Genomic DNA, 13,485 nt, shown 5'->3' with positions numbered 1-13,485 from the left:
GACGTCCTCGGTCGTTGGTCGGGGTTTGTTCGTTATCTCAATGGGTTGCGCCAATCCGAGGCAACCGGTGCCGGGCCGCGACCGGACCCGTGGCGCGGGTCAGCGCGAACGGGTCAGGCGTGGCCAAGCATAGTTCAGCGCCAAGGATACGACATTTCCGGTGGCGCTGCCCAGCGTGGCCTCGCGGTCCTGCTTCCTGTAGCGGTAGGCGAGCGAAAAACTCCAGTCCCGCCGCGGTTGCCAGCGCAGGCCCGAGGTGAAGGTGATGTAGGTGCGGTCCACGGCGCCGATGGCGTCATCGGTCGCGCTGGCCCGGTACCAGTTGAGGCCGAGCCGGCCGCTCAGGGTTTCGGTGAAGCCGTGCGTGGCGCTGAAACCCAGCCGGTCCGAGATCAGCAGGCCCTGGCCGCTGGCCTGGGGCGTGATGCTGCGGCTGGCATCCACCGACAGCTCGCCCGTCTCGAACTCGTGGGTGGCGGTCAGGCCGAAGACGCTGCCGGAACTGCGGCTGGTGGATGACAGGGTGATGGTCACGAAATCGCTGCGCGTACCCGTCGCGGTGTCCACGCAGGGCGGCAGGCCGAAGAACAGGCCGAAGGCATCGAACACGGTGCCGTCCGGGCAGGCGGTCGCGCCCGTGCTCACCCGCGTTTCCGTGCGGCGGGTACCCGCGTAGGCCGACAGCCGCGAGCGTTCCGTGAATCGGTGCTCGGCGCCCAGGGTGAGCTGGGTGTTGTCGGAACGCACGCTGTCGTCCTCCCGCTGGTAGCGTGACCAGCCGAGGCTGGCGGTCAGCACGGTCTTTTGCGACCACTGGCGGTTGACGGAGGCCGTGGCCGAACGATTCTCGTAGTCGCGCAGGCCGGTCGTGGCCTCGTCGGCGTAGTCGACCCGGGTCAGGCCCAGGGTCAGGCTGCCGCGGGTCTTCTCGTTGAATATATGGGTCAGGCCGGGGCTGAGGGTGCGGCTGTTGCGACGCACCCGGCTGTAGACCACGCCGGTATCGTCCAGCTCGGTATCCAGGGTGGTGTCGCGCACCAGGCTCAGGTCCAGGGTCAGGCGTGACCGCTCGCTGGCGAGGTAGTAGCCGTTCAGGTCGAAGCGCGCATCGTTGGTGTCCAGGTCGCTGCGGTTGAAACGCCGTACCCGGAAATCCAGCACGCCTTCCAGTTCCGAGCGCTCGGTTCGGCGCCCGAAGGGCAACCGCGGGGTCAGGGCGAATTCCGCCGCGCTTTGTTCGTTCTCGGGCAGCAGGCGCACGTTGTCGTCGTAACGGCTCGTGGCCTTCAGGGACGGCTCGGCGTACCACTCCGCGGCCGGGGCGGCGAGGGGGAGGGTGAGGAGCAGGGTCGATGCACCCAGCGCCAGCATCCGTGTCACTGATCTGTCCATCCGTGTGCCTTTCTGTTGTTATGTTTGAAGAACGCCAAGGTCTTACTGAGACGTGTAGCTCGGATGCAGCGAAGCGGAATCCGGGGTTTCAATGAGGGTGTTACGGAACCACCACCACGTCCCCGGCCTTCAGCACGATGTTCTGCGCCAGGTTTCTTCCCTTCTCGATCTCCCCGTAATCGAAGGGAATGGCCTTCAGCGCGCCCCCCTCGCGCCGCAGCACCTTGATCTTGCCGGTGGCCGCATAGGGCGTCATGCCCCCGGCCATGGCCAGCGCCTGCACCACGTCCGTCGGGCGATTGATGGGAAACTCGCCGGCGCGGTTGACCTTGCCGATGACGTAGACCTTGTTGCCGAGGAGCTGTTTCGCCGCCACCGTTACCAGCGGCTCGGGGATGTACCTGGACAGCTTCTTCGCCAGCTCCGCCTCGACGTCGCTCAGGGCGCGGCCGGCAGCCTTGACCTCGCCCGCGAGCGGGAAGCTGATGCCGCCGTCCGGGCGCACCAGCACTTCCGATTGCAGGTTCTCCTCGCCCCAGACCGAGATCAGCAGGGTGTCGCCGGGATTGAGCCGGTAGATCGCCGCATCCGGGTCCGCGTTCGAGACTACCGGGCGCATGCCGAGCAGAACCGCGAGGAACAGGGCGATGGAATGCCGTGACATGAGTTTGTCGCCTTTTCGTGAACCGGCTTCGGATTCTAGGGGAGTCCGTCGGCGGGTGCAATTTCAAGGGCGCGTGAGCCCGATCCCCCCAAACAAAGAGCCCCGCCGAAGCGGGGCTCTCCAGGGGCTGGCTCGTCGCTCAGTGTCGACGCAGTCGCCGGGACATGCCTGCCGCCGCACCCGTCAGGGCAAGCAGCAGCCATTCCAGATGCTGCGTCCAGGGCGCCGGGCCTTTCGCAAGCGCGCAACCCGCGCCGCCGCCGAAGGTGCTGCCCAGCGGCGTGTCGGCGGCCGGGATCAGCTCCTTGCCGACACCCAGCGGATCCACGATGGTGCCGTTGGCCGCGCCGTCGGTATCGTTGGGTCCGCCGTCCTGGATGGTGATCTGCAGGCACTCGTTTCCGGGCAGCAGGCCGGTCGAGTACTTGCTGGTCGGGCAGACGCCGTTCACCTTGGCCGCGGAGGCTACCGTGTTGCTGGCGTTTTCCACGAAATCGCCCCAGGCCGAGCCGTCCCACTTGCGCAGCTTGGGCACCGGGGGTATGGGTTCGTCGAGTTCCAGCACCAGCGTGGCGGTACCGCCGGGGGCGACGCCGGTCACGCTGTAGTCGAAGCAGCCGCCGACACAGGCCGTGATTACGGCCGAGTCGCTGCCGACACCCGCGCTCAGGAGTTCGCTGAGGGTGACCCGGGCATCGCCATCGGTGTCGGTGGGTCCGGGGGTGACGGTGAGGCCGTTCTTCTCGCACAGCGCGCCACTGGGACCGATGTCGACAAATATCTTCGCTGTGACCGGTACAACAGGATTAACGGCTGTATTGTTGATCGTATAACTGAGCTGGTCGCTTTTGCACTCGTCGGTTGCGTTTGCGGGCGGCTGATAGGTGATCTCGCCAGTGGCGTTGTTGACCGTGACCGTGCCCAAGGCGGGTCCAGCCGTTATGCTGAGGCTGGCGGGATCGAGGTTCAGGCTTGAGTCGACGCTCTGAAGGTATGACACCACGTTGATGACGACATTGTTGCCGCCCACGGTGGCCGTGGTTCGTATGTCCGAGCCAGCCGAGCCTACCGGCCCGTTGAAGCCCGGCTGTTGGCCTGGGAAGGGGGGCGTTGCCATGGGGTGGCTGGTGCCGGTGCACTGATCACCCGGGTTGCCGCTGCCACAGTTGAAAACGGTCAGGACCGGGATGCCGTAGTTGCCGTTCCAGTCGAAGTAGGTGCCGACGGCCGCCACGTCACCGGCGGCCGTGTTCAGGGTGAACTGGTAGCTGAAGGCGCCCTGCGGCGAGGTGCCGGCCCAGGTCCCGGAACTCGTGAACACCGTCTGCACGGTGGCCGTCCAGTGGGCGTTGAAGAAGGGATCCACCGAGGTGAACACGGAACCGGTGGTCGTGAGGTCGATAGTGCCGGTGGCGGTGTACAGGCCGTTGAAGTTCATCTGATTGATGTTGATCGTTTCCACGGCCGAGGCCGGTTCGGCCATGGCCAGGCCCAGCGCCAGCGCGGCAAGGGGAAAGCGTTTCAAGGGATGTTTGATCTGTGATGTCGACATGAGAATGCTCCCGCGACGGATCAGGCCCGTCGCTGTCTATCCATATTCGATTGGTTCGGCAGTCTGACCATGGGGCTTACAGCTTGTAAGAGAAGGTCAGGCCCAGCGAGTGCTGGTACATGGAGGTCGCGGCGTTGGGGAAGTCCAGGTCGGACAACTGGCTGATGCCCGCCGGGTAGAAGGGCGTCTTGCCGCGGATGGTGTTCTTGAACGCCACCATGTAGTTCATGCTCCACTCGATGCTGGGGCTGGGCCGATAGCTGAAGCCCGCAGTCAGGTGGTGCTCCACCGTTGCCGGCGCCAGCAGGTTGAAGGCAATCTGGTCCTCCGGGATGGGAGCCTTGCCGTAGTTGTAGCCGGCGCGCAGGGTCAGCTTGGGGTTGTACTCGTACTGGATGCCCAGCTTGTACACCGTCTGGTCCTTCCAGCCGAAGCCCATGCCGTCGTCGCGGCCCAGTGCGCAACTGTTGAGCGCCGGATCGGGCGGATTGGAGGCGACACAGCCCGGCGGGAAGAAGTCGCTGGGGTTGGCCGGATCGGGACCCGGATTGCCGACCGAGGCGATGGAGCTGAACTCGATGCGCTGGATGTCCAGCAGCAGGGTCAGATCCTTGCGGGGCTTGACGGCGAAGCCGATGGCATAGTGCGCCGGGATGTCGAAATCGCCCTGCTCGGCGAACAGGCCCCGGTACTTGTCGAACTTGGACATGTACACGCGGGAGGCGTAGTTCACGCCCACGCTGAGCCGCTTCTTGAAGAATTTGCCCAGCCAGCCGACGCGAAAGCCGGCGCCGTAGGACCAGTCATTGCCGTTGTTGGACAGGTGTTCCCGGTCGGAAGTGAAGTTGAGCGGTGAGCCGGGCGCGCCCATGGACTCCAGCCCGTAGGCCCGGAAGCTCTGCACGCCGATGGCCAGCGAGAAGCCGATGAACTGGGTCTTCTTGAGGCGGTAGGCGACCGTGGGCAGCATCTGCATCTGCAGGAGATTGACGCCAGCGGTGGGGCCGCCGTTACAGGAAAAGTTGTAGAACCGGGACCCGTTGGTGTTGGGATCGCCGTCAAAGCACTCCGGCAGCGACTGGTCGAAGCGGGTGTTGGAGCCCGCGCCGATGGCCGCCATGCCGACCGAGATCTTGCGGTTGAACTTGTAGGCGCCGCCCATCGCGGGGATCAGGAAGACGTTGGCGCCGCTTGTTTCGCTGTATTCGCCGCCGAGGATGTCCGCATTGTGGGTGGACGCGCGGCGGGGTATGAAGAATTCGCCGGAAACGTCGATGCGCATGGTGTTCATGCGCAGATCGGCCAGTGTGGCGGGGTTGGCGGCTATGGAGAGGGAATCGTTCCCCACCGCCACGCTGGCGCCGCCCAGAGCCCGGTTCTTCGAGCCGTAGCCGATCAGGAAATAGCCGTTGGTCGCGGCAGCGGGCGCCGAAAGGGTGGCTGCGATGGCAAGCGCAAGCGCGCGGGGCCCGACCTTTTTCAGGCAGGTAGAGTCCATTGAACTGTCTCCTCCGAAACCCGGCCGTCCGGCAGTGCCCGTTTCTCGCTGGCAACGGAGCAGGGACATCGTCGTCTGCTACCAGATCGCTGTGCGCCTGATAGCGGCTTCTCTGCCTTGGTCGGGCCTTGTTTTTCCTTTGCCTGGATCCGGTGTGGCGTGGTCTGCCCGCGGGGCGGGTGGATCCGCGACGAACACCGGCCAGGAACCTGGGTTTGTTGTAGCCGCGGCAATCTTGCAATACGCTGAAACGGACTGTCAAGCAACGCGAACGCGCCGCCTGAAGGACGCCAATTTGTTGGCGTCCCGGCCCATGCCGCGAGCCTACATCACGAGGCCGGTCGCAAGAATCCAGGTACTGAAGAAGATCTTGAGACGAACGGGTCCGAGCCGGCGGGCAAGGTAACGCGCGACGCTGCCGCCGACCATGGCCGCCGGCGCGGCGAAGAGCACGATGGGCCAGACGATGTGGCCATCGGTACCGGCATGATAACCGATGCCGACCCACACTGTGAGCGCGGAGATGCACACGGCGATGCAGACCGAAATCATCGTGGGGTAGCCCAGAAAGAAAAGCAGCAGGGCCAGCCACTCGCCGACGCCGATCGAGATCCAGGCCGTGACCATGCCACCGGCCAGGGCGCAGACGACGATGGGCACGACATGGCGCCGGTGGAGCCGGTGGATGGCGTGCGGGTGCGGCTGCGGCTTGCGCAGCGTGCCGTACAGGAGCAGCAGGCCGAACAGGATGGAGAAATACTTGAAGATGGTCGCCACTGCCAGCGGCGGGGCCGGAACCAGATACTGCGCGAGCAGCATGCCCGCTGCCGCCGGGGGCGCGGTGATCAGCAACAGCCTGCGCACCAGCGAGACCGCGTGGCGGCCCCCGTATTCATGGCGTTTCAGGGCCACCAGCCAGGCGATGCTGCCGGCAGTCATGCCGAAGCACTGGATGGCCAGGCTGGTGGCGAGCGCGTTTTCGCCGCCGATGCCCAGCGAGGTGAACGCGGGGATGAAGACGATGCCGCCGCCCGCCCCGGTCGAATTGGCGGCGATGGCCCCGGCCAGCCCGAGGGCGAGGAACTGGCCATAGTCGCGCGCCAGGGCGAGCGGGTCCGGCACCAGGCTCAGCGCCGTCAGCAACCCGCCCATGGCGAGGATGGAAATCCAGGTGGCAGGATTGGCGCGCAGCGCGTGGACTGCATTCGAGTCGTTCATGGCCGGGGTCGCGATGCCGGGGGATCGCCGAGTCTACTGAAGTGGTGGCACGCGGTAAAATCCGCGCCGCGTTGTATTCCGATGCAGGGGAGCTTGCGTTGCGAGACAAACTGGAAAAATGGTTCCGGCAGGCGGTCGGCGCACAGCAGGCCGGAAGGCTGGAGGCCGCGGAACGCGACTACCGGCGTATCCTGAAGCTGGAAAAGGGGCACGTGCCCACGCTGATGAATCTCGGCCTGGTCCTGCGCAGGCGGGGGCGGTTTGCGCAGGCGGCCCGGTGTTTCCATGAGGTCATCCGGCTGCGCCCGGCCACGCCCATGGCCTATTTTCACCTGGCGCACATGCGCGTCCACGACTTTTCGGACCGCGAACTCGAGGTTATGGCGCGTCTGTTCGCCCGCTCCGACGTGCCGGCGAACGAACGCGTGTTTCTGGGTTTCGCGATGGCTTCGGTCTTCGACCGCAAAGGGAATGCGGAGCAGGCCATGGCCTGGTGGGGCCGGGTCCATGGGCTGGCGCGGCAGGCCGGCGCGGTGTTCGACGCCGGCGCCTACGAGCAGCACATCGAGGGGCTGATCCATGCCTTCACGCCGGAGTTGCTGGGCCGGGCGGCGCCGACTGCGGTGCCCGGGCGGCGCCCCATCTTTGTGGTCGGCATGCCGCGCTCCGGCACCACGCTCACCGAGCAGATCCTCGCCAGCCATCCGCAGGTGGCGGGCGGGGGCGAGATCATCGCCCTGGAGGAAATCGTCCGCGAGTTGGGACAGTCGACCGGCAGGCCGCTGGCCGAAAACGTGCTTCATCTGGGCGAGGCTCGACTGGAAGCGCTGGCGGCCCGCTACCTGGACAAGCTTCCCGCCCATGTCGCCGAGGCGGCCTGTTTCACCGACACCACGCCGATGAATTTCCGCCTGGTCGGGTTGATCGCGCTCCTGTTTCCGCAGGCCCCGATCGTTCACTGCAGCCGCGATCCCCTGGACAACTGCCTGTCCATCTACCAGCAGCCGCTGTCGGACAGCCACGCCTATGCCCACGACTGGGGCGATCTCGGCCGCGTCTATGTCCTTTACCGGCGGCTGATGGCGCACTGGGAGCAGGTCCTGCCCGGCAGGATTCACCGGCTCTGCTACGAACGGCTGGTCGCCGATCCCGACGGCGAGATCGCCGCCCTGCTGGATTTCTGCGGGCTGCCCTTCGATCCGGCCTGCCTGCGCTTCCATGAAACAGAGCGGGAGATCAATACGCCGAGCGATACCCAGGTACGGAAACCGCTGTCGGCGGCTTCGATCGGCAAGTGGAAGCGCTACGCGCCGATGCTGGGGGAACTGCGGGACATATTGGAGGCGCACGGCGTAACCCGCCCCGAAGCCTGAACCGACAGAACCCGGAATCCTGGAACGCGCGCGCCGGAGAGCCCCGGCGGTGCTATTCCTCCGCGCCCCCGTAGATGTTGTCACGCAGGAACCGGTAATGGCTCGGGAGCTGCCCGATCCTGGGATGCTCGGCCTTGAGCCGGTCCGCCATCTGCTGTGCTTCCGCCGCGTGTTTCTGGAACACGGCATCGAAGATGCCGACGCCCATCTCCCGCTGCTTCCCGACTGCGAAGGGCAGGTGGCCCATGCCCACCAGGATGTAGTACCAGCCGTCGTTGAACCCGAAGCCCGCGAGTGCGCCCCCGGTATCGAAGCGCTGCAGGTTGCCGGGTGCGGGCAGCACACTGCGAGCCAGGGTGAGCTTCTCGGCAAGCGCGTCGGAGATCTCGGTGGTGTACTTGACGTCCTTCCAGTAAGGGGTGTCCTCGCGCTCGGTCAGCGCATAGTGACACACGAGGAAGTCCTTGATGCTGTCGAGGAGGTCGCGGATGCTCTTGTTGTAGATGTTGACGTCAGCGATGTTGAAGCCGCCGCGGGCGCGCAGCGTCTCGGCGAGCAGGTGGACCTGGCTCTGGACGATCTGCAGCCCGGTGGATTCCAGCGGCTCCACGAAGCCGGCCGACAGTCCGATCGCGACGCAGTTCTTCACCCAGGTGCGCCGATGCTTGCCGACCCGGATATCCAGGTGCTTGGCCTCCAGCCCGTCGGCACGGTCGTCGCCCAGGAGTTCTTTCAGGAATCCGCGGAACTCGGTTTCGGCCTGGTCGGGCTCGAGGTGGCGGCTGCTGTAGACATACCCCGTGCCCAGACGATTGTACAGGGGGATGGTCCAGACCCAGCCGGAAGACAGGGCCGTGCAGAGGGTGTAGGAAACCATCTCCGCCTCCCGGCGTTCCGGGTCGAAGGGCAGGCGCAGGGCGATGGCCTTGTCGTTGAACAGGGCATCCGTGTAGTACTCGAAGGGCTCCTCGAGGGTGCCGGCAAGCAGCATGGAGCGGAAGCCGGAGCAGTCGACGAACAGGTCCGCGGTCAGGGCCTCGCCGTTGTCCAGTTCCAGCCGGTCGATCGCGCCGTCCTCGCGCCGGGTGACCTGGGTGATCAGCGCCTGGACGTGTTTCACGCCCTTGCCCTTGGCATGGACCTTGAGTCGTTCGCCCAGCGCGATCGCATCCAGGTGATAGGCGTAGGTGGCATTGGGGAGGGAGCGCACCGTCTTGCCCTGCCGGCAGATTTCGGGGACCAGGGTGCAATAGTCGTAGATGGAAAAGCGATCGTTGAAGGCCGGATCGGTGAAATATCGATAGAGCCAGTGCTGCGCGGCGGGCCGTCCGGCAACGGACCAGGTCCCGGAAAAGGGGAACCACATGGTCTTGCCGTCGGTACCATGGAAGTTGCGGAAGCAGATGGAGCTCTTGTAGGTGGCCTTGCAGGCCGGCATCCAGTCCTGTTCCTTGAGCCCCAGGCTGGCCATGAAATCGACGATGGGCGGCACGGTGGATTCGCCGACGCCGATGATGGGGACGTTCGGTGATTCGACCAGGGTGATCTCGACCCCGGGCAGCGTCTGCGCCAGGTGCGCGGCCGTCATCCAGCCCGCCGATCCCCCACCCACTATTGTTATGCGCTTGACCATGGTAGGTTCGTCTTCTCGTTATGTCAGGTGTTCATGAAAACAGCGGCAGGCAGCGCCATCGGTGGCCGACCTGCCAGAGGTTCTGTCTCCCGCCCGGGCGCAGACCCGTCGCCATCCGTGGTGCCCGCCGGCAGAGGGGGGGCAGGCCCATTATTCCGCTGCCCGGACGCGCTGGCAACTTTTCGCGCGTCGCCCGATACCGTTCTGGAACCGGTCCGGACGTTCCACTGCGCGACCCGGGCCGGGCACTGGTGCTCGAAGTCGGGTACGGGATGGCTGGGAGCTGCAAAGCGCCGGCGGCGGGGGCAGCATGAACGGGGTCCGTCCGGGGGCCGCCAAGGCCGGTGCCAGGCTGCAGAAGGCGCGCGAGCTGGTCGCGGGCGGCGCTTTCGTGGAGGCCCGCGTACTCCTGCAACGGCTGGTTCGCGGCGCCCGGCCGCCGGCGCTTGCCTGGGGGCTGCTCGCGCACGTGGAGGCCGAGCTGGGGAACCGTGCCGAGGCGCTGCGCCATGCCCGGCGTGCGCTTGCGGCCGGGGCGGCCGAGCCCGCGCTGAAGACCAACGTGGCGCGCGTGCTCTGGCGTTGCGGCGCGACGGACGAGGCGCTGGGCGCCGTTCGCGAGGCGCTGTCGGTGGCTCCGGCCCACGGCGAGGGCCTGGACCTGCTGGGACAGATCCTGATCGCCCGCAACGAACTGGACGAGGCGGAGCAGGTCTACCGGCGCGCGGTGTCCGCCACGCCGGGGGAGGCGCGCCTGTGGGCCAACCTGGCCGCGGTCGAGAGCGCACGCGGCTACCCCTCGCGGGCGGTGGCCGCCTACCAGGAGGCGAGACGGCGGGATCCCCGGCTGCCGGTGCAGAGCGGACTGGCCTCCGCCCTGCTGGTGCTGGGGCACGCCGGCGAGGCCGTCGAGCTGCACCGCGAGGCCTGCCGGACGCTGCCGCCCGCGGCACCGGCGCATTCGGGCTACCTGCTGGCGCTCAATTACCTCGAGGGGCTGGACGAGGCCGAGCTGTTGCAGGCCCACCGGACATGGGGCGAACGGCTGGCGTCGGCCTCGGGCGGCCCCCTCTGCCCGCCCCGTGCGCCCGACCCGGACCGCAGGCTGCGGATCGGGTACCTGTCGCCGGACCTCAGGGCCCATTCCGTGGCCAGTTTCCTCCAGGGATTGCTGGAGGCGCACGACCGGGGCGGATTTGAGATCTTCTGCTACTCCACCTCGCCGAGGGAGGATGCCGTGAGCCAGGCGCTGAGGGCCGCGGCGGACCACTGGCGGGCCTGCGCGGGCGAGGCCCCGTCTGCCCTCGCCGGACGCGTGGCGGCCGACGGCATCGACATCCTGGTCGATCTCGCCGGCCACACCGCGCACAACAGCCTGCCCGTGTTCGCGCTGCGCCCCGCGCCGCTGCAGTTCACCTACCTCGGCTACCCCAATACCACGGGGCTGCCCGCGATCGACGGCCGGATCGTCGACGAGATCACGGATCCGCCCGGCAGCGAACGCTGGTGCACGGAAGAACTGGTCCGCGTTCCGGCACCCTTCCTCGCCTATCGGCCCCCCCGGGAGGTGCCGGACCCGTCGCCGCCACCGGCGGCCGACAACGGCTTTGTCACCTTCGGTTCGTTCAACAACCTGTCCAAGGTCGGTCCGTCGGTGGTCGCCGCCTGGGCGGACCTGCTCGCGGCCGTCCCGGGTTCGCGCCTGCTGCTGAAGAGCCCCGCGCTCACCGATCCGGAGGTCCGGGCCATGGTCGAGGCGCGGTTCCGGGGTCGTGGCATCGAAACCGCGCGGCTGGAGCTGCTGGGACACACGCCGGGACGCCAGGCGCACCTGGCGCTCTACCGGCGCCTGGACATCGCCCTGGATACCTTTCCCTACAACGGTACCACCACCACCTGCGAGGCCCTGCTCATGGGGGTTCCGGTGGTGAGCCTGGCCGGCCGGGTCCACCGCAGCCGGGTGGGCGCCTCGCTGCTGGCCGCCATCGGGCGGCCGGAATGGGTGGCGGACGATCCCGCGCGCTACGTCGCCATTGCCGCGGAGCTGGCCGGGACGGGTACGGAGAGGCTGGCCGGGCTGCGCGCCGGACTGCGCGATGCGCTGCTGCGGTCCCCGCTGTGTGATGCGGCACGGCTGGCGCGGGGGATAGAGCAGGCCTGGCGGGCGCGCTGGCAGGCCTGGTGCCGGGATCAGGGCGCCTGATGCCGCGCCGCGGGGACGGCTTCGAGCCCCGGAATGCGCGCCCGCACCTCGTCGGACAGGGCCTCGACCAGGGGCGCGAGGCAGTCCGCGTAGTTGCGCCAGCGCTCCCGTGAACTCTTGTAGATGGGGCGCCGGACCTGGTCGTAGCTCGCGGTCGTGACCGCCCGCTCGCTGCGGTGGAACTCCAGCACGTCCTCGCGCCACTCCAGGCCGCAGAACTCCAGGAGCCTGCGCGACGCGGCCGCCTGGTCCGCGACCATGTCCTCGTAGTCGATGGTGAGGATGGGGATGTCCAGGGTCCGTTCCCAGTGCTGCATGAGGCGCCAGTACTCGCTGTAGTGGAAGCCCAGGTCCGACAGGTCCCAGGCATAGTCGTGGCTCCAGATGAACTGCTGGAAATAGATGGACAGGCAGGTGTCCAGGGGATTGCGCCGGCAGTGGATGATCCTGGCCTCGGGAAAGAGCAACTGGATCAGGCCCAGGCGCAGGAAATTGTGCGGCATCTTGTCCGTGACATGGCGGGCCGAGGCGTCGATGCCGTCCAGATGGTCGAGGTATTTCGAGGCCAGCTCGGTCAGCCGCAGGCTGCCCGCTGCGGGAAGCCGTTTCAGGTAGGCGTCGCCCGTCAGCGGGCTGTTCTCGCCGAAGGGCGCGGAGGGCGTGTCGGCCAGCATGTTGGCGACCCGGGCCAGGGTGTCCAGCTCGCCGCCGCCCGCAACCTCGGGGTGGCTGGCCAGGATCTGCTCGGTGAGCGAGGTGCCGGAACGCGGCATGCCGACGATGAATATGGGGCGGTCGCTGCCCGTTTCCGCGCGTGCGAAATGCGCCAGATTCTCCCTGGAAAAGGTCTCGATGAGGGCGTCCACGTGGGCCGTGAAGCGGGCGCGGTCGCAACGGATGTTCACCGCCTCGTTGCCTTTGCGGTAGTACTCGAAGGCCTCCGGGTAGCGACCCTGCCTGTCCATCATGCTGCCTGCCGCGAAGTACAGCGAGTAGCGTTCCGCCTCATCGGTGGCCGGGGCCGCCAGCATATCCTTCAAATGTGCCTCGGCCCTGTCGCAGTCATCGAAGTGGTGGCAGAGCCGGGCATGGACGGTGACCGCAGTGGGCGTGAGCTGCCCGCGCTCGGCCAGGGCGGTGACGATGGCGTGGGCCTCCTCGCGCTTGCCCCAGTATTCGAGCAGATTGGCCTTGCCGGCGAGCAGGGAAGGGTTGTCCGCGCCTGCGCGTTCCGCCGCCTCTTCGAGATAGGTCATGGCGCGTTCGAAATCCCCCTCGTAACGGCACAGGGTGGCGAGCCCCACCCGGGCGTCGATGCAATCGGGAAAGAGCTTCAGCGCCTGTTCGTAGTGGCGGCGCGAAGGCTCGAGGCCGCCCTGGTTTTCCAGCAGCCGCCCCAGGCCGAGATGCGCCTCGTACTGGCGGGGGTCGAGGCGCAAGGCGCGGAAGAAGGCTTGCGCTGCCTGCGCGAGCTGGCCGGCGGCGTAATGGGCCCGGCCCAGCGAGACATGGGCGGGCGCATAGTTCGGCGCCGTCTGGACCACGCGCCGGTAGATTTCGACCGCCTCGTCGCGGCGTCCCAGCAGTGCGAGCGCGCGCGCGTAGTTGTTGAGCAGGTTGGGATCGCCGGGTTTGAGGGCCAGCGCCCGCTCGTAATTGCCAAGCGCCGCTTCCGTCTCCTGCAGGGTCATCTGGGCATTGGCCAGATTGCACAGGCAGCCGTGGTGGTCGGGCGCCAGTTTCAGGCCCTCGCGCGACACCTCCGCCACTTCGTGTATGCGGCCCAGGCGGCCCAGCGCCAGGCCCTTGAGGTAACAGATGTCCGGGTTCCTTTCCCAGATTTTCTCGATTTTCTCGAACTGCGCCAGCGCGTCCCTGGGGTTGCCCTGCTCCAGGGCCGCGGTTGCCTTGCGGAACAGTTCCTGTGCCTTTTTCGGGGGCGCCTTCATGTC

The 13,485-nt window shown here is 67.2% G+C and carries 9 protein-coding genes; 2 read left to right on the top strand and 7 right to left on the bottom strand.

The genetic code is table 11. The features are described 5' to 3' along the window. Window positions 1-99: 99 nt before the first annotated feature. The 5 genes from MVF76_RS02225 to MVF76_RS02205 all read right to left on the bottom strand — a co-directional run bounded on the left by MVF76_RS02225 (window position 100) and on the right by MVF76_RS02205 (window position 6,324). Window positions 100-1,392: a hypothetical protein gene (locus MVF76_RS02225; protein WP_297527154.1), complete on the bottom strand. Its 1,293-nt coding sequence runs from the start codon at window positions 1,390-1,392 to the stop codon at window positions 100-102. A gap of 100 nt (window positions 1,393-1,492) precedes the next feature. Then, window positions 1,493-2,056: a polysaccharide biosynthesis/export family protein gene (locus MVF76_RS02220; RefSeq protein ID WP_297527153.1), complete on the bottom strand. Its 564-nt coding sequence runs from the start codon at window positions 2,054-2,056 to the stop codon at window positions 1,493-1,495. 139 nt (window positions 2,057-2,195) lie between these two features. Continuing rightward, window positions 2,196-3,608: a choice-of-anchor U domain-containing protein gene (locus MVF76_RS02215; protein WP_297527152.1), complete on the bottom strand. Its 1,413-nt coding sequence runs from the start codon at window positions 3,606-3,608 to the stop codon at window positions 2,196-2,198. A 76-nt stretch (window positions 3,609-3,684) separates the two neighbouring features. Then, window positions 3,685-5,106: an OmpP1/FadL family transporter gene (locus MVF76_RS02210; RefSeq protein ID WP_297527151.1), complete on the bottom strand. Its 1,422-nt coding sequence runs from the start codon at window positions 5,104-5,106 to the stop codon at window positions 3,685-3,687. A gap of 324 nt (window positions 5,107-5,430) precedes the next feature. Next, entirely contained in the window at window positions 5,431-6,324 is an 894-nt protein-coding gene (locus tag MVF76_RS02205) for a sulfite exporter TauE/SafE family protein (RefSeq protein ID WP_297527150.1), read from the bottom strand. Between the two features lie 98 nt (window positions 6,325-6,422). Here MVF76_RS02205 and MVF76_RS02200 point away from each other — a divergent pair, with 98 nt between their 5' ends. Beyond that, window positions 6,423-7,697, top strand: coding sequence for a tetratricopeptide repeat-containing sulfotransferase family protein (locus tag MVF76_RS02200; RefSeq protein WP_297527149.1), 1,275 nt, complete (start codon window positions 6,423-6,425; stop codon window positions 7,695-7,697). Window positions 7,698-7,749: 52 nt separating this feature from the next. Here MVF76_RS02200 and MVF76_RS02195 read toward each other — a convergent pair whose 3' ends face one another. Next, window positions 7,750-9,330, bottom strand: a complete 1,581-nt coding sequence (locus tag MVF76_RS02195) for a tryptophan halogenase family protein (RefSeq protein WP_297527148.1) — start codon at window positions 9,328-9,330, stop codon at window positions 7,750-7,752. Between the two features lie 310 nt (window positions 9,331-9,640). On the opposite strand from MVF76_RS02195, the gene MVF76_RS02190 reads away from it, so the two are divergent. Next, entirely contained in the window at window positions 9,641-11,533 is a 1,893-nt protein-coding gene (locus MVF76_RS02190; protein ID WP_297527147.1) for an O-linked N-acetylglucosamine transferase, SPINDLY family protein, read from the top strand. On the opposite strand, the gene MVF76_RS02185 is transcribed toward MVF76_RS02190, so the two are convergent. Further along, window positions 11,521-13,482 (bottom strand): tetratricopeptide repeat-containing sulfotransferase family protein, encoded by a 1,962-nt coding sequence (locus MVF76_RS02185; protein WP_297527146.1) that lies wholly within the window; start codon window positions 13,480-13,482, stop codon window positions 11,521-11,523. The two genes, MVF76_RS02190 and MVF76_RS02185, sit on opposite strands and share 13 nt — an antisense overlap. Between the last annotated feature and the right edge of the window lie 3 nt (window positions 13,483-13,485).

Source organism: Thiohalobacter sp. (assembly GCF_027000115.1).
Classification (GTDB): Bacteria; Pseudomonadota; Gammaproteobacteria; order Thiohalobacterales; family Thiohalobacteraceae; genus JALTON01.
Note: the sequence above shows the minus strand (reverse complement) of the source record. Positions and strands in the feature narration are given on the sequence as shown.

Excerpts from the sequence above, each read along its gene's own strand:
- MVF76_RS02225 (WP_297527154.1), bottom strand. The coding sequence starts at position 1,392 with ATGGACAGATCAGTGACACGGATGCTGGCGCTGGGTGCATCGACCCTG.
- MVF76_RS02220 (WP_297527153.1), bottom strand. The coding sequence starts at position 2,056 with ATGTCACGGCATTCCATCGCCCTGTTCCTCGCGGTTCTGCTCGGCATG.
- MVF76_RS02215 (WP_297527152.1), bottom strand. The coding sequence starts at position 3,608 with ATGTCGACATCACAGATCAAACATCCCTTGAAACGCTTTCCCCTTGCC.
- MVF76_RS02210 (WP_297527151.1), bottom strand. The coding sequence starts at position 5,106 with ATGGACTCTACCTGCCTGAAAAAGGTCGGGCCCCGCGCGCTTGCGCTT.
- MVF76_RS02205 (WP_297527150.1), bottom strand. The coding sequence starts at position 6,324 with ATGAACGACTCGAATGCAGTCCACGCGCTGCGCGCCAATCCTGCCACC.
- MVF76_RS02195 (WP_297527148.1), bottom strand. The coding sequence starts at position 9,330 with ATGGTCAAGCGCATAACAATAGTGGGTGGGGGATCGGCGGGCTGGATG.
- MVF76_RS02190 (WP_297527147.1), top strand. The coding sequence starts at position 9,641 with ATGAACGGGGTCCGTCCGGGGGCCGCCAAGGCCGGTGCCAGGCTGCAG.
- MVF76_RS02185 (WP_297527146.1), bottom strand. The coding sequence starts at position 13,482 with ATGAAGGCGCCCCCGAAAAAGGCACAGGAACTGTTCCGCAAGGCAACC.